This window comes from Nostoc sp. FACHB-133, from assembly GCF_014698055.1.
Lineage (GTDB): Bacteria > Cyanobacteriota > Cyanobacteriia > Cyanobacteriales > Nostocaceae > Nostoc.
Window position 1 is genome coordinate 103778 of record NZ_JACJSH010000018.1, and the last position, 17361, is coordinate 121138.

Sequence of the window (17361 nt, forward strand, 5' to 3'; positions counted from 1 at the left end):
CCTAATATTAAGTGCGGGCAGCGACAAAAGGAAATAAACGGCGAGTCAGTTTAGAGATGAAAGCAAATTTACCCTCATGGAGATAGCGATAGTGTTCCCACAATTGCCAATAGGGACTACCAGTTTTCATCCGTGTACCAGCCCAGTGGAGATATTTTAGTCGTTGTCCTCGGTCATAGAGGGCATAATCTTGCTGTTGGAAACTTTGTGAACCCGCCCAACTACCAGGCCCACCACCAGGAATTTTGACGAGATTTCCTCGTTTGGCAATCAGTTTGAGAACAAGATAATTTAAAATTGGTTGGTCTGTAACTCCTTCAGAAAAATCGAAATATTCACGATGCGCGGCACACTCGCGCAAAGCTTCATCCATTTGTTCTTCAGTAATAACTCCTTTTCTCGAAGCCCAAAAGCCACTATTAAAAACATCTTGAAGTTGAGCATCAGAAAAAATTTGCTGCTCTTTCACAAATGGGGAAAAGATATTTCGCAGTTTGTCATTGGCATGATGATAATCACAACAGAAGAAATCGACTTCTGAAAGTTTGTCTAAATTGTCGGCGATTTTTTCAAAAACGACAATATCTGTATCAATATAAATAAATTTATCTAAAGGGCCAAACCACGCCACCAGTTTACGCATTTTGTTTGGTAAGGCGAGGAAATCTCGATCAAAAATTTCTCCGATGCGTTTGGTAAATTTATCAATAAGTTCCAAATCGGGGAAAATTTGCACTTTGTGTAAGGTAGAAAGCTGTTCTGCTACCTTGTGATAATTTTCGTTAAATGGTATGAGATAAATGGTTACTTCTGGATCATAGTAACGAATACTATTTAGTAAAGCGATCGCATTATCGATAACCCGGTCATTGGCAACTATATAAATGCCCCTAGTCATAAATTATCCTTGGTTAATTAACTTAAGTTTTCGCAAAGCTCTTGTAAGTAAATTTGGTACTGGAGCGTCATTATAACTTTTGGGAGGATTGTTAAAAACTGGACGCTTTTCGGGTTCGTGTAAGTAACGATAATAGAGAAATAAATCTCGATAGGGAAACTCAATATTTTCCCCAGCACAGACTGCTTTATTGATATTAGGAGGAATACCAATATAATGAAGGTAGGTTAGCCGATTTCCTTTGTCATAAAGAAGGTGTTCTCGTTCCTCGAAGTGCTTAGATGTGGCAGAACATCCTGTCTTTTCATTATCTGGAAGTTGACGAGCAAAGTTATAAATAGAAAGATTAGACCTCATTACCATGTAGTTTATCAGTGGTTGTTCTCCAGCACCGCCATACAAAATTTCCGCCTCACCATTTTGTAAATGCGATATTAGTAAATCTCTTTGTTCTAAGTTAAATATTCCTCGTTTTGCACCATAGAAACCGGAGCAAAAAATTTCAGAATCAATCCGCTTTTGATCGAAAAGTTCTAGTAATTTTGGCGAATTAACGTTATATATCTTACTAACGTCTTTAAATTGGAAATCGTAGACAACAAAATCATAAGTATCTAGCTTTTCAAACACCGATGCTAGAGAATTCATCACCAAGGTATCTGCATCTAAATAGATAAATTTATCAAATGGCCCATCAAAGGCGCAAAAACGGCGGTGAGCGCCATACAACCGTGATTTACTCCGATTCAATCGCTCTGGTGCTGCTGAGAGCATAAATTGATCCCAACGATTGATTGATTCTTGATTATCGTAAAGAAATACATTAGGGCGTTTAGCTATTTCATCAGCAATTTGTTGTGTCTGATCGTCGAAAGGATAGATACAAACAGGAGTTTCGGGGCCCAAAATAACATCAATACTGTTGAGCAAAGCCACCAGTTGATCGAAAACATAATCATTGCCAAGGGTACAAATACCATTCATAATTTATGAGTGTTGATCAACAAAGTTTGATAACCAGTTAAGTAAGTTTAATTTATGTAAAATGATTTGACGTGCTTCTGCGATCGCATCTTTGGCAGCATACCAAGCATCAGGTGTAGCTGTCACTTCTTTGATGTAAGCAATACCTTTTTCATCTAAACTGGGCAACCGCAAAAAGCTACCAGGTGGTAATAATTTATCAGCAGCCGGGCCACCATAGTAAATTGGTAGACACCAGGCAAGTAAACTATCCCAAAGTTTCTCACTTACATACCAATTATTATCAGCATAATTTTCAATTGCCAAATTGTAATAATATGGTGCCATCCCATACCATTTGTTACCTAGTTCTCCCGATTTTTTAGCCGATTCTGGTAAGTTACGTCCATATAAATCAAATTTCACACCACTAGATTGTAGGGACTGCAAAAAGTCTAAACGCTGGCGATGTTTGGCTGTACGGCTAATTCCCGAAGTAATCCAACTACATGGGGCAACCTTTTGAGGTGGTGGCATTTCATTTAAATCTTGAAATGAATTTGAGTGATACCAAATAGCAGGCATATAGTCAGGAGTCGGGGCAAAATCATCGGGGCCAGAAATGTAGCCGCAATACTTCTGGGCTTGTTGATAATTATGATTAGTTATTTCGACAATTTCGTCTAAAGGTGGTTCTCTTAGCAAATAAATAATCCGCTCTTTGTTGACACCACGTAATAGAGAATCAACATTTACTACTGATTTTTGCTGCCGTTTGCGAAAGCTATCTAACCAAGATTTTTGTGGCGCTGCTTGGGGAAAATCAAATTGATACATCAGTAGAAAATCTGGTTTGGTTGCTAGTGCCTGCATTTGCATATTGCCCCAAACTCCAAATTGATGCGGGGTTTGTTGCCACAGCCAATCGGCTCTAGTTTCTAAACCTCGATAGCTGCTAATCATCCCTACAGTTTTTATAGTCATTTTAGTTATTAGTCATTTGTCATTTGTCATTAGTTATTTTTCCTTATACGATAAGTTGAGGAAGTAAAGATTCATCAACATAACTAAGGATTTTTGCGGCTCGATTTTCCCAAGAAAACTGCTGGACAAATTCGATACTATCTGGATAACCTTCTATTTTTCTAGGATAAGTTTCTAAAACCTGCTTCAGACTTTCGGCAAATTTGCTCGGGTTATCTGGTTCACACCAAGCAGCGATCGCTTTTGTATCTTGAAACTCAACTAATGAAGGAATTTCCGTCGAGACAATGGGAGTTCCAGAGGCGAAGTAGTCAAACAGCTTTAAAGGAGATGTGAAAGTTGCGGCTTTTCCGGAACAATGAGGGTGAGCTAAAACATCTGCTGCTTGCAGCAAAGATGCTAGCTCATTATGCAAGACATAGCCCAAAAACTGAATATTATTAACCTGTTTTTCTTTTACCAATTGCTGATAATATTCTACTTCTGCTGGCTTGCCACCTGCACAGGCAAATTGCACATTAGGCATTTCATTAGCCACATCAATTAGTACATCAATACCTTTAAATTGCTGTAACGCTCCCGCATAAACTACTAATTTTTGGTTTTCATCTTGCAATAGTTTTTGTCGCCATTCTGCGGCTTTTTCTGGTTGTCTCTGCATAAACAAGCGATTGAAACCATTGTGCAGCTTAATTACTTTTTCTGGCGGCATTCCATTTTTAATCATGCTTTCACGGATTGTTTCTACAACGGTGACAGCTATTTGTAACAGTGGATTTCTAACAATTTCTTGCTCAAATGGTTTCTCTTCATGGTGGTGGTGTTCATAAATTGCCGGAATGCCATTTTTGATGGCAGCTTTGACAAAATTCCAGTTGCGACTATGGACAAGTTTAGTAGTTGGAAGTATATGAAATGGTAAATAGTACTTGCTTGCAATAGTGTTGGAGTCAGTAAATTTGCTCGAAAAATGGTCAATCGGCCAAGGCATCGGTAATGGAGCGACTTTTAATTTGTCATGAAGATTGTAATATTCAATAAGTTCTGTTGGTGTTTTTCTCGGTTGAAAAGGACGGAATAAATTAATTAAATTATTAGTTTTCGCTCCTTTTTCAGGGTATACCAAAACTGTTGAGTATCCCAAGTTAGCGGCAGCATTAGCTGCATTTGTAGACTGTACTAGGTGAGCCTCCGGCTGGGGTAATTCTTCACCAATGAAAAAAATGTAGTGTTTTTTTAAAGTATTATTTTCCATGCTTTTAGACATTAATACTATCCTCAAATTTTTCTAAATTATTCAGAAGACATATAGCAGATTCATAAGTTTCACTAACTAATTCGTTTGGCTCTTGAGGAGTATCTATCAAATTATCTGCTAGAGAGCGGAGAGAGCTAAGTATGAGATTAAGAGAAGTCCTAAATTCAACGGAGAGATGATTAAAGCTTTGATAATAGTCGCTTATGATATTTTGATTTTGGTCAGAAATTGAGAGAATCTGCCCCCTTATTTGTAAGTTCATCACATCCTCAAAAATATCAATGGTGTTGAGAATTCTCCAGGCTGATTTGTAAGAGTCTTCAATTAATTTGTGCCGTTCTTGAGAATCGTCTCCCAGTTCATCAAGCAATAAGCGCAGTAATCCAATCATTGAGTTCAACTGTGTCCGAATTTCGTGAGAGATACGGAGCAAGCTTTGATTGTGTTTAGTAGCGGCTTCGGGACGATCAACAAATTTCTTTGAGTTTAGGCGCATTGCCTTAATAATTTTTGTCTGAATCAAATTTTTATTAGGGCGATCGCTAAATTGCATAGAGTACAAGCGTGAATAATAAGCACCTTTTTGCAAAAGTTCTTCATGGGTTCCTATTTCTACCACCTGTCCTTGATCTAACACAGCTATTTGATCGGCTTTTTGGACTGTAGAAAGGCGGTGAGCAATTACTAGGGTGGTGCGATCGCGACTAAGATCGTCAAGTGCAGCTTGCACTAATCGTTCGGAAACCGTATCTAAAGCGCTGGTGGCCTCATCTAAAATCAGAATTTCGGGATTTTGGAGGAGGGCGCGGGCGATCGCTAATCTTTGCCTTTGTCCACCAGACAACATTACGCCGCGATCGCCAATTAGGGTGTCAAATCCTTGAGGCAATTTGCTAATAAACTCGTAAGCATTTGCCCGCTTTGCTGCTGTCAAAATCTCATCGTCAGTAGCCTCTGCTCGCCCATAAGCGATGTTATTTCGCACCGAGTCATTAAAAAGAAAGGTATCTTGACTGACAATCCCCATCCGCTTCCGTAGGGATACTAGCTCGAACTCCCGCAAATCGGTGCCATCAATGGTAATACTGCCAGCGATCGGGTCATAAAATCTGGGTAAAAGGTCTGCCAAAGTAGATTTACCAGCCCCAGAACCGCCTACCAATGCTAAGGTCGTACCACGCGGTAAATATAAATTTACATCTTTGAGTACCAACTTTTCATGACCAGGGTAGGCAAAGCAAAGAGAATTAAAAGATACTCCCTCTTCTAATTTTGTGTAGGGAATCTTACCTTTCTCCATGAACGGCTTATCGTGCAAGCTTAAAAACTCATTCGTCACATCCACACTAGCTGCGGTACTAGCAAAGTTGCTACGAATAGTATTTAACTGAGAAATCAATGGCAGCACTCGCAGCAGCACTAATAAATATGTCAGGAGTACAGTAGAAAGAGAAGAAACCTGTTGAGCAAAGAAGGTTTTGCTCAAAAGTACAATCAGCAGTAAAGCTGTAATACCCATTACCTCACTTAGAGGTGTAATGGCTTCCGAATTAACTTGAGATTGGAAATCTGCTAACTCGCGATCGCGAATTAGTTTTTTAATCCGTTGATATTCTTTTTCTTCATTTCCCGTCGATTTTACCAATCGAATTCCGTTCAGAGTTTCCAGTACAGAGACTGAATATGCTCTAGACATCTCACTTAGCTGCTTCCCAAAGTTTCTCGACCGGGAAATGGCATACTGATTTACTAACGTCACCAACGATAACAAAAGTGTAGCAGCAATTGTCAACTGCCAAGAAATTGACAGCAACAAACTAACAAAAACTAAAACTGTGATTGCCAGGATAACTATCCTGACGATACTACCTATAGAACTTGCAGACCGACCAATTTCTCCACCAAGACGGTTGATTAAATCACCAACCTTAGTTTTGGCATAATAATCTATATCAATTTCTAGTAATAGCTTTAACCCAGTTTCGCGCATATCTGATGTTAGCTTTCGGGTTAAAGAACTCGATGCTAAGGAACTGGCATAAGTAGCTAAATTCTTTAAAATAATTGTGAAGATAATCGCCCCAGCCATTACTCCTATCCGGTAAGGTTCTGGAGTATTATCAAATGGAGATATCATCGTTTTTAGAATAGGAGGAGCAGTACTTAAATCTACTTCTTGCCCCACGATTTTTAAAACTACTGGCACAATTAAAGCGGTGCTAATCCCATTAAATAAAGCTCCAGAAAATCCTAACAATATTGTCAGCAGAATCAAACCTGGATAGGGTCTAGCGAATCGTAATAGCAGTTTTCTGGTAGACATTGGGTATTTCTATGCAATTTTCAATTATTAATATTATTCAAGAATTAGTTGCCAAACTTGCTAATATCAAATAGACAAACTAAATAATTTTCAATATTCAAATAAAAGAGGCAGTTATTGCTGGAAGAATATTGCCCTATCACAAGGGAAGATTACAAAAGCGATTTTTTCCTGCCGCCATCAAAATGAGCTTGTGGTTTGAGTCCTCACAACTTTTGCGTGATCTCAATTTATCCCAGATTGAACCCCCAACTGAAAAGTTCCTCTACCTCCCACTTTCTTCAATTTACGCTTCCTTCCATATTAATATTTACAACCGTGAAATTACCGACTTTAACACCGAAGCCATAGCCTCTATACTATATTGTTCTACACATCTTTTTCTTGCATTGATACCTTGCTGGTTTGCTGACTCTAAATTCTGAAAAATCCATTGAATCTGTTCAGCAATCTGTTCAGGACAAGCAGGCTCGACTAAATAACCAGTATCACCTAATATTTTGGGAATATCTCCAACACGCGTTGATAATACAGGTTTAGCCATTGCCATTCCATCTGTCAACTTCAGGGGAAATTGAGCGCGAGTTTCTGGGGTATCTCGTTGGGGAACAACTACAATGTGAGCTGCTGCTACTAAGTCAGGCATCACATCCGCTGGATACTTTGGTAATTTGATAATCCAGCGTCCCCACTTTTGTTGAAGTTGCTGATCGTAATCATCATAAGGACTGCCACCTACAATCACTAGTCTTAAGTCTGGTTGATTGATTTTATCGAGCGCTATAAGAACATCTTCTAGACCTTTGTAGGGTCTTGGCGCACCAGGAAACATTAAAATACGATATTCAGATAAACCATAACGATTTCTGCTGGACTCAGCATCATATCGAGCAGGATCAAATAAAGCAGTATCCTTACCATTGGGAACAAATGTACCCCCAAAACGCTGCTGCAAAAATTGAGTATGCACCGTCACCGCATCAGCGCTACTTACCAAACCTTCCATCCATTTCACGTACAAAGGATGATAAGGATTCCTGAGTGCGCCGTCTGATTTCAACAAGTCTCTGGCTAATTGTTTGGGTGTGAAATGATAATGCCAGTCATCGCCACCATACCAACTCAGTTCCCAATCATCTATGTCTAAAATTAATGCTTTTTGGCTAAATATTTTCTTTAATAAGGCAACTCCAAAACTCGCTATTTGTGGTTTGATTGCATAAATTATATCCCCATTAATTTTTGGTAAAAATTTGTTAATTTCTCCGAAAAAATCGGGAAAATTTTTACCCGGCAAATTATAAACGTTTAATTCTGATGGCAAATTTCGATATAAGTTATTTCCAAATAAAAACCCCATGATTTCAACTTCATATTCTAAGTTTCTTAGGGCTGTTGCGATCAAGTATGCACGCAAAATAGCTGCACTTGATAAATCTGAAACCAACAGCGATATCTTGGAAAAATTTTTCACTGTTTTTATACTTAATTTTTATTTAATACGCCAAGGATTTGTAACTTGATTCGGTAAAAATACTTTAGCGAATCTGTCAAAAACCCTTGTATATAAGGAACGACTAATATCTTTAGCATATTGAGGCCGATAAGGATAAGTACAGTGAAGAACTTTAATTGTATCCTGAATATCATAAGCATCCTGCCACTTGCTGAGATAATTATAGGTTGGTGGTAAGATTTTCTTATGAGGTTGTACAGATGCGATCGCAGAAGCAAAAGCCCCTTGGTCTTTTAAAAGTAATTTATCTTGATTATTTTTGACAATCTCAAAATAACGTTTAAATTCGTCAAAAAATATCTTGGTTACTTCTGTTTTTCGAAAAGCCATAAAACCGCCATTATACTGCACACTATCTGCTTTTAATGGCAATCCTACCGATTGCAAAATTGGCAAAACGTTTGGCAAAAGGTCTTCTTGTTTACCACGTAATAAGTTTGTAGCCTTAAGAATAGAAGGTTGTACATCTTCGGTTAGTAAAAACTCATATTCATCTAAATAGTCAAATACGTCATTGATATTTGTAAGTAAACAAATATCGGAATCTAGATAAATCGTTTTATCAAACTCAGAAGCTTCATAGAGAGCCAATTTTGCTTGCCGCGATGCTAAAACAGTATTTTCGTTTGCAGGTGCTGGTTTTAAAATTATATTTTTGAATGCTTTTAGCAAGGGATAAAGAACTATTGGAACTTGGTCAATTAAAATAATAATTGGCTCTTGATGAAACTTTCTGACTGCTGCTAAAAAATGAATACAATCTTGAAACGAATAAAGCCCAGTTAGAATTGTAATAAAACCTTTAGTTGGTGTTGACATAAATCAAATGAATAATTTTTGTTGACTTTGAAAATTAGATAGGTATTTATTGTCATAAAATCTTACTCTAGTTTGAGTTATAGTCAAAATTCGATAGAGTAGAGATCAGCAAAATATGAATTTGAATATTGATTATGTTTAAGTAAAAAATATTAAAATAAATTTAACTTTATATTTATAACTATTCCCAGAGAAAATTCACTGATAAATTCATCTAAATTTTACTTTATTTAAGTAAAATTACTGTGTAAACACAGAAGTATAATATCATAGGTAATATTGCACTACAGCTATAATAAACAAAGTATAAACACTTGATATAGCTTGTGAATGTAGCACTATTATTCACTGGAATCTAGGATTGCTACTCAATACCAAACATTTATGTTGTAAGGGAGCAGAGGTAATGCAGGTAATCCGTCTGGAAGCACTCTCAGACAACTACATATTCTTGTTACATGACGACAAACACAATATCGCGGCTGTTGTCGATCCAGCAGAGGCTCAACCAGTATTAAAGAAACTGGCAGAGTTAAAAGCTGAGTTGGTAGCAATTTTTAATACGCACCACCATAACGATCATGTGGGTGGTAATAAGCAATTAATCGAAAAATTTCCCCAACTGATAGTTTATGGAGGAGCCGAGGATCGTGGTAGAATTCCGGGACAACAGGTATTTTTGCAACAAGGCGATCGCGTCGAGTTTTCAGACCGCATAGCTGAAGTTATCTTCGTTCCTGGACATACCCGCGCTCACATCGCTTACTACTTTCCACCCCAAGAAGCTAGTGAGACAGGCGATTTATTTTGTGGTGATACCCTATTTTCCGGCGGTTGCGGTCGTTTATTTGAAGGAACACCGACCCAAATGGTAGATTCTTTAAGCAAACTGCGTTCTCTACCTGATAATACACATATCTGGTGTGCCCACGAATACACCTTAAAAAATCTGCAATTTGCCTTAACTGTGGATGGCGACAACGCTGACTTACAAAGACGCTTCAACGAAGTAAAAGCTTACCGTAGTCGAGGAGAAGCTACCATCCCGTCACTGCTGGGAGTGGAGAAGCACACCAATCCATTTTTACGTTGGGATCAGCCATCATTACAATCAACTGTTAAGAGTAGCGATGGAGTGCAAACCTTTGCGCTGATACGGGAAATGAAAAATAACTTTTAAGGATTGGGAATGGGGAATTGAGAATTGGGAATTGGGAATTGGGAATTGTTATTTTCATTTTCCTTGTCCCCCTTGTCTCCCCCTGCCCCCTGCTCCCCTGCTCCCTGCCCCCTGTTCCCTTGCTTCTTCCCCATTCTCCATTCCCAATCCCTTCAACTTTTTAGTGGGAATAGTTGCGATCGCACCCTTCCTTTCGCTACGATCTGTAAGCTTTAGGGTGTAGGCAAAGAAGCTTGGAATACAGCAGTGACATTGTGAGCTATCAAGCCTTACCCAAATTAATCAGATTTTACAGGAAAAACGATGGCGAAACGCGTACAGTTAGTTTTAAATCAAGATATCAGCAAGCTGGGGAAATCTGGCGACTTAGTGGAAGTAGCTCCCGGCTACGCTCGTAATTATCTGATTCCCCAGAAATTGGCAACTAATGCCACTCCTGGTATTCTCAAGCAAGTAGAACGCCGTCGTGAGCAAGAGCGTCAACGGCAATTAGAACTCAGACAACAAGCTCTTGAGCAAAAAGAATCTCTTGAAAAAGTTGGTAGCTTGACAATTGCCAAGCAAGTTGGTGAAAACGAAGCAATTTTCGGTACTATCACCACCCAAGATGTTGCAGATGCAATTAAGGCAGCCACCGGTCAAGAAGTGGATCGGCGTGGAATTACCATCCCTGATATTAACCACCTTGGTACTTACCAAGCTGAAATCAAGCTGTATTCTGATGTAGCGGCACAAGTCGATATTCAAGTCGTCGCTAGTTAACTCAGAAAGGGGACGAGGGAGCAGGGGTAATAATTCCTAACTCTGCCAATTTTAGATTTGGAATTTTGGATTTTTGATTGAAGAAAAAATCTAAAATCTAAAATCTAAAATTGCATGACTCCCATACTCCCGGCTAGCAAAATCGTCAAAACTAAAATCGTTTATGGCTGAAGAACTGAATTTTAAAGGTGATGGTAGCGATCGCCTCCCCCCACAAAATATTGAGGCCGAAGAAGCGATTTTGGGGGGTATTTTGCTAGATCCAGAAGCGATTAGTCGAGTTAGCGATCGCCTCCTTCCCGAAGCTTTTTACATTAGCGCCCATAAAGATATTTATCAGGCAGCTGTGAGGCTCCACACCCAAGGTAAACCCACAGATTTGCTTTCAGTCACAAGTTGGCTGACTGACCATGAGATGCTTACCCGCATAGGCGGCAGAAATAAATTAGCAACTCTGGTAGACCGCACAGTGTCAGCCGTGAACATCGATGCCCTCGCAGGGTTGGTGATGGAAAAATACCTGCGGCGACAGTTAATTAAAGCTGGCAATGAAATTGTACATCTTGGTTACGAGACAGAAACTGAGTTACCAACTGTTTTAGATCAGGCAGAACAGAAAGTATTCGGCGTAACTCAAGAACGTCCCCAATCGGGTTTAGTTCACATTTCTGATACTCTAATTAATAATTTCCAGGATATTGAGGATCGAAATCAAGGCATCGCCTTACCTGGTGTTCCCTGCGGATTTTACGATTTAGATGCCATGACCAGTGGCTTTCAGCGTTCTGATTTGATTATTGTCGCGGGCCGCCCATCAATGGGAAAATGCCTTAGCTATGATTCAGAAATAGTTTTGGCAGATGGAACAATTACCACAATTGAAGAATTATATAAACAACGTCATGGTTCATTATTGACGTTAAATAATGACTGGAAATTTACCTTTACTCAACCCTGTGCATTTGTAGATGATGGTATCAAACCAGTTTTTCGGGTAACAACTCGCTTAGGTAGGTCTATTGAAACTACAATCACCCACCCGTATTTGACTATTAAAGGCTGGCAAAAACTAGAAAATCTAAAAGTTGGTGATAAAATCGCTATCCCGCGAAAAATAGATGTGTTTGGCTCACATTCTATGCGCGAGTGCGAAGTCAAATTATTAGCTTATTTAATTGGCGATGGCGGATTAACTAACTGCACTCCACGATTTACAAATGGTAATTCATTACTGCAAGCAGAATTTTCTCAAGCAGTTGCTGATTTTGTTGGTTTAAAAATTCGCTGGCAAGATTCCCAAGGAACACGCACACCATCACTTTGTGTACGTGAAGACTTGGAATCTATTGCTATTCAAAGACAGATTTTTGCCGAAAGTTTTAAACTAGCGATTCAATCTCAGTCATTGACAGGAAAAGAAATAAGCCAATTAGTTGGAGTCAGCCCTACTTTACTTTGCGCTTGGAAGCAAGGAGTATGTGTACCAAATTTAGAAACTTTTGAGCTATTATGCGAAATTTTACAATTAGAATCAGAAGAGTTTGTATCTCATGGATTTGCCTGCATGAGCAAATCTCGGAAGAATTCGCTAACGCTTTGGTTAGAAGAATTAGGTTTGTGGGGCAAAGATGCTCATTCTAAAACTATACCAAACATCATTTTTAAGTTAGAGCGATCGCAAATAGCCTTATTCCTTAATCGTCTCTTTGCTACTGATGGATGGGCTGCACTGCTTACTAGCGGTCAATCACAGTTAGGCTATGCAACAGTCAGCGAAAAACTAGCCAGACAAATTCAACATCTTTTATTACGATTTGGTATTATTGCATCTCTGAAAAAACGGTCTGTTAAGTATAAAAATACCCGCAGACCAGTATGGCAATTAGATATTACTGATGCCTTATCTATTAAAACTTTTATCGCCGAAATAGGTATCTTCAGTAAAGAAGAAGCAATAGAAAAAGTTGCAGCAGCAATATCTCAAAAAAGATATCAAACTAATCGTGACTTGATACCTGTAGAGATTTGGGAACAAATAGCATTAGCAAAAGGTAATGAAACTTGGAGTAATTTAGCTAGACATGCAGGGATTCAAGGTTATACAAATATGCATGTTGGTAAACGTGCCCTAAAGCGGGAAAGGCTTTGGATACTAGCTACAGCTTTAGATAATTTACCACTTCAACAGTTAGCAACCAGTGATGTTTATTGGGATGAAATAGTTGCGATTGAGTCAGTGGGTAACAAGCAGGTTTATGACTTAACAATTCCAGAAACACACAATTTTGTTGCTAATGATATCTGTGTACACAATACAGCCTTTTGCTTAAACCTTGCTCATAATATTGCTGCTTCTTATAAATTACCAGTTGCTTTTTTCAGCTTGGAAATGTCCAAAGAGCAATTGACCCAACGTTTATTAGCCAGTGAAGCACAAATTGAAAGTAGTTATCTGCGGACTGGTCGCCTCAGTCAAACACAATGGGAACCTTTAAGCCGTGCTATTGGTATCCTTTCCGAGATGCCAATTTATATTGACGACACGCCGAATATTACAGTTACACAAATGCGTAGTCAGGCAAGAAGGCTGCAAGCGGAAGTTGGAACTGAATTAGGATTAATTGTAATAGATTACTTGCAATTGATGGAAGGAGCAGGCGATAATCGAGTTCAAGAATTGTCAAAAATTACGCGTCAACTCAAAGGTTTAGCGCGGGAATTATCTGTACCAGTTATTGCTTTATCTCAGTTAAGTCGAGGGGTGGAAGCACGCACCAATAAGCGTCCGATGTTGTCAGATTTGAGAGAAAGTGGAAGTATTGAACAAGACGCGGATTTAGTAATCATGCTGTACCGCGATGAATACTACTCTCCCGATACTCCCGATCGCGGCATTGCAGAAGTAATTATAGCTAAACACCGCAACGGGCCTACAGGGACAGCGAAACTTTTGTTTAATCCACAGTTTACAAAGTTTCAAAATTTAAAAATTTAGCCGTTGAATTGGGGACTGGGGATTGGGTATTGGGAAAAGCCAATACCCCATGCCCCAATCTTTATTTAACTCCCAGCAATTCCACATCAAAAATTAGAGTTGCATTGGGTGGAATCACGCCACCAGCACCACGAGGGCCATAGCCTAACTCCGATGGGATGATTAACTTACGACGGCCGCCTACTTTAATCGTGCTAACTCCCTCATCCCAACCTTTGATTACCTGTCCTACGCCAATTTTAAAGCTGAAGGGTTGGCCGCGATCGCGTGAACTATCAAACTTAGTACCATCTTCTAGAGTGCCGACATAGTGAACTTCAACCGTTTGTCCTGGTTGAGGAGTCGCCCCAGTCCCCTCTTTTAACTCCACATACTTCAATCCAGACGGGGTAGTTACGGCATTAGCGTCAGACATAGTATTACTCGCAATTAAGATATTGTTTTCAGTTACAGTTGTGGCCGCTGGCGGCGTTTGGGTTAACTGAGCAGCAATGGCAGTATTCTGTTTACTGCCTACTTGCCCCACAGCCAAAAGCACAACACACACCAGCATGAACGCCACGCTGAGGAAAATTGGTTTCAAAATCAGTTCTCCTTACTTAAGTATCCTGGCAAAAAGATTACCAATAGGACACAATTAGTTTAAATCAGAAAGGACATCTTAACGCCAAAGCTTATTTTCCAAATCGCGCAATTGCCGCTCTAAACGGTCAATTCTACCCCGTAGTTCGTCCACTTCCGACTGTCGAGCTACGCCTAAATCTTGCATCATATTTCGCATTTGTCGTTGCATTTGGACATCCCAGTTTCCTTGCTCCGACTTTAACTGCTGGGCAATATCATCTATAACTGCCTTAGCTTGCTCAGGATTGAGCTTACCATCTTTAACCAAGTCATCGCTGACTTGGCGCAGTTTTTCTGCTACTAAAGACGTTGTGCCAAGACCCATCATCATTAGCTGTTGTAACCAGTTGTTGTTATCCATATTCCCTTCCTCTTACTTGTGTCAAAGTAGCTGACCCTTGCTCCTAAGTGTAGGCAATGAAGCTATGCGAAAAGCGTAGTTCTTCTAGCCTACATCTCTATTTTGGCAAATTAGCAAACACAGGATCGTAGGGTGTGATTATAGAACTACTCAAGTTTGAGCTTGCCCCGCATTTAGGGACTTCCAGTTAAAAAATATCCCGTCGTAGGGGCGCAAGGCCTTGCGCTCCTACAAATCTATAAATAATTTGGGATAATTGATTTTTTGCAAGTCCCTTAAGGGAAAATTTTATCCAGAAGGACACGCAAATTTGAACAACAGCGCTGGCTGAATATCCTGGCTTTCTCGGTAAAGAGGTCTGGATCAACCTCAACAATCCTACATAAGTTATGGCGAACAGTCTCAATTAAACAAAACAAGGGGCAAAATCCCCTTGTTTGAAGGTAAGTAAAATTCCGTCACAGCCACTAATGAAGTACAGCGTGAATTCAGCCACCATCCCAATTCAATACTTGTCGGGTTTTGGGGAAAAGGGAAAGGGAAAAGAAAAAACCTTTAACCTTTACCCTTTAACCTTTTCCCCAAACCCAATTCCGAGTTAAAAATGCACAAAGCGAGCAGTATTGCATCCCAATTAACTAGACAAATAGGGGCAAGATTCTACGAGAAGACGCTTTGCACCTACTTGTTGAGGGTAGTTCAACTTTTGTCACAGTGACTAGTAAAGCGATCGCCCCAAAAAATTATCAGAATCCGACTTGAATTTTAGTTAAATTTGTGAACGCCATTTCTGAAAGGCAATCTCGTAATCCTCTGATTTACTCTGATAAACGCCCCACCAATGAAAAAATAATCCTAACCCCCATCCTAATGCTGGGAAAATAGCCCAAAAATAACCAGGACTAGTGATTAAATTCAAGAGAATGAGGAATAAATTCACTGCCAGGAAGGAAACAAAATGCCCCAAAAAAGCTCTGCGTCGGAAAGTATTAAATGTGCGTCGTGAACGTTCTTCTTCTTGCTGAACTAACCACTTTTTTTCAGTTTTTTCCAAAATATCAGAAGAAATGCCTAACTCAGATGCCATTTCTATAAGCTGTTCTCGTGAAAATTCACCTTCCTGTTTTCGGGTGAGTGCTATTTCAAGAATTTTTTGCACATCTTCTGAATCGTAAGTCATTTTAACTACCTTATAAGTTTGTGTGTAAATGCGCTTTCGATTTGACGAAGTTTTCAATAGGCTTCGTTCAATTCAGTTAGCGAACGTCTCCACATTTTGCACCCAATACTTAGTGACATTCACAACCTTATTATTTTCTCACAACTGATTTATGGCTACTGTATTTGTCAATACCTAAACCCTTATTTTCGCGTAGAAGTAATTCATGAATTTCCCCTAAGACGTATAGTTTTGTGTTGACAAAAGAGGAATAAAACTAAATATATTAAGAAGACTTGGAACTTAAGCCTCTTATTAAGAGTTAATGCTTAAATCCCAAGTCTTGTTATTTTAAATCTGAAATTAGGTGAGCGAAAATATGATTTTCAATCAGAAATTAGGAGTATCATATTCGGCAGTTCAGAGATTTAAGGAAGTGTAGATATCATCCGAGTTTGCATTGAGGTAAGGACGTTGCAATTCAATTTCCCATAATGAGAAATGCCGTAGAATTGCTGCTATCTTATCTTCTGGCGTATCATTCCCTAGATGCCAAGCCTCAAGCAAACCATTAGCAACAATTTGGCATCGATGTGTACCAAAACTTTCTTGGTCGCCAAATTTACGGTCTGGTTCTTCAGCGATCGCTAACCCTGGTGCTATAAGCTTGGTAAATAAAGGTACTTGCTGCTGAAAATGCACTTGATTTTCTTTATATACCCTCTCTAAGACTGGACGAACAAGGTCATAGTCTTTTTTATCAAAATAAAGCACTGCTGAGTCGTAACGCCCATACTCAGAAGGGTTATACAATGCTTTAAATGAGAAGGCAATGGATATAGCATTGAGTTGGTTAGTCAAATCGTTCATGACTGCAACTGAGCCTTCAGGAGTCAAATTGAAGTAGACACGTACCAGAGTTTGATAATTTCGAGCCATAGCTGCATTAGCAACTGCCATATAAAATCCGTTTTGTACCAGATTCTTAGGCATTTTGATTGATACCGAGTCACCGATATTAGCCGCTTGTTGTAAGCTATCGGGTTCAATGTGCAGCTTTAAATCGTTCTTATACACTACCAAAGTACCATCGATGTCTTCTTTTATAACCAGCCAATCATGACTCCAGTAGCCTACACCTCTGTTATTTTCATCCAAGCGATCGTAAAAAGCTATATCTACGCCAAATAATGTATTGTTTTCGAGATTTTGATTCAAAGCCAAATTCGTTGCTTCTGCATTGGATGACAAAAGACTTTTCGATGAGCCGTTGTAGTAGAGGGCGTAAAGTAAACTACGTAGTTGATAACTCAAAAACTTATTTTGAAAATCTAAAGATAATTGCTGAAAGTGAGAGACTAATGATTCTGGTACTTCCACCGAACCAAAATCTGGATGTCTAATACAGTGGTGAGATTGGATTTCAACCTTATGAGCGATATCTTCTAGTGATGTCTGCAATAACTCTGGAATCTCTGACAGTTGATTTCCCAGCGAATCTAATAGTTGCATAAAAACT

General features: G+C 39.2%; 14 protein-coding genes and 1 pseudogene. 4 read left to right on the forward strand and 11 right to left on the reverse strand.

Annotated elements, in window-relative coordinates; translation table 11 throughout:
* Positions 1-7: 7 nt before the first annotated feature.
* The 7 genes from H6G86_RS16540 to H6G86_RS16570 form a co-directional block, all read right to left on the reverse strand.
* Positions 8-898, reverse strand: coding sequence for an Npun_R2821/Npun_R2822 family protein (locus H6G86_RS16540; RefSeq protein WP_190935218.1), 891 nt, complete (start codon positions 896-898; stop codon positions 8-10).
* Positions 899-901: 3 nt separating this feature from the next.
* Positions 902-1882, reverse strand: coding sequence for an Npun_R2821/Npun_R2822 family protein (locus tag H6G86_RS16545; protein WP_190935219.1), 981 nt, complete (start codon positions 1880-1882; stop codon positions 902-904).
* A gap of 3 nt (positions 1883-1885) precedes the next feature.
* Entirely contained in the window at positions 1886-2845 is a 960-nt protein-coding gene (locus tag H6G86_RS16550) for a glycosyltransferase family 10 domain-containing protein (protein WP_190935220.1), read from the reverse strand.
* Between the two features lie 43 nt (positions 2846-2888).
* Positions 2889-4112: a glycosyltransferase gene (locus tag H6G86_RS16555; protein WP_520449494.1), complete on the reverse strand. Its 1224-nt coding sequence runs from the start codon at positions 4110-4112 to the stop codon at positions 2889-2891.
* Positions 4105-6426 carry an ABC transporter ATP-binding protein gene (locus H6G86_RS16560; protein ID WP_190935221.1) on the reverse strand — a complete coding sequence of 774 codons (2322 nt, stop codon included), beginning with the start codon at positions 6424-6426 and terminating at the stop codon, positions 4105-4107. The genes H6G86_RS16555 and H6G86_RS16560 overlap by 8 nt, the downstream gene beginning before the upstream one ends.
* 310 nt (positions 6427-6736) lie before the next feature.
* Entirely contained in the window at positions 6737-7900 is a 1164-nt protein-coding gene (locus H6G86_RS16565; protein WP_190935222.1) for a glycosyltransferase family 4 protein, read from the reverse strand.
* Between the two features lie 18 nt (positions 7901-7918).
* Positions 7919-8761, reverse strand: a complete 843-nt coding sequence (locus tag H6G86_RS16570; protein ID WP_190935223.1) for a hypothetical protein — start codon at positions 8759-8761, stop codon at positions 7919-7921.
* 406 nt (positions 8762-9167) lie between these two features.
* Here H6G86_RS16570 and gloB point away from each other — a divergent pair, with 406 nt between their 5' ends.
* From gloB to dnaB, 3 genes are all read left to right on the forward strand, one after another.
* Positions 9168-9941, forward strand: a complete 774-nt coding sequence (gloB, locus tag H6G86_RS16575) for a hydroxyacylglutathione hydrolase (protein ID WP_190935224.1) — start codon at positions 9168-9170, stop codon at positions 9939-9941.
* A gap of 303 nt (positions 9942-10244) precedes the next feature.
* Complete coding sequence (rplI, locus tag H6G86_RS16580; protein ID WP_012409356.1) at positions 10245-10703, forward strand: 50S ribosomal protein L9; 459 nt, start codon at positions 10245-10247, stop codon at positions 10701-10703.
* A gap of 163 nt (positions 10704-10866) precedes the next feature.
* Positions 10867-13698: a replicative DNA helicase gene (gene dnaB, locus H6G86_RS16585; protein WP_190935225.1), complete on the forward strand. Its 2832-nt coding sequence runs from the start codon at positions 10867-10869 to the stop codon at positions 13696-13698.
* A 61-nt stretch (positions 13699-13759) separates the two neighbouring features.
* Here dnaB and H6G86_RS16590 read toward each other — a convergent pair whose 3' ends face one another.
* The gene (locus H6G86_RS16590; protein WP_190935226.1) at positions 13760-14281 is read right to left on the reverse strand and encodes an FKBP-type peptidyl-prolyl cis-trans isomerase; all 522 of its coding nucleotides are present in this window, start codon (positions 14279-14281) and stop codon (positions 13760-13762) included.
* A gap of 78 nt (positions 14282-14359) precedes the next feature.
* Complete coding sequence (locus H6G86_RS16595; protein WP_012409359.1) at positions 14360-14683, reverse strand: phasin family protein; 324 nt, start codon at positions 14681-14683, stop codon at positions 14360-14362.
* Between the two features lie 290 nt (positions 14684-14973).
* Between H6G86_RS16595 and H6G86_RS38705 the strand changes: the two are divergent.
* Positions 14974-15063: pseudogene (locus H6G86_RS38705) on the forward strand (TIGR03792 family protein); the annotation flags it as partial.
* 389 nt (positions 15064-15452) lie between these two features.
* Here the strand turns inward: H6G86_RS38705 and H6G86_RS16600 are convergent.
* Together H6G86_RS16600 and H6G86_RS16605 are read right to left on the reverse strand one after the other, a co-directional pair.
* Positions 15453-15863, reverse strand: coding sequence for a 2TM domain-containing protein (locus tag H6G86_RS16600; RefSeq protein WP_190935227.1), 411 nt, complete (start codon positions 15861-15863; stop codon positions 15453-15455).
* A 399-nt stretch (positions 15864-16262) separates the two neighbouring features.
* The gene (locus H6G86_RS16605) at positions 16263-17354 is read right to left on the reverse strand and encodes a T3SS effector HopA1 family protein (protein ID WP_190935228.1); all 1092 of its coding nucleotides are present in this window, start codon (positions 17352-17354) and stop codon (positions 16263-16265) included.
* Positions 17355-17361 lie beyond the last annotated feature (7 nt).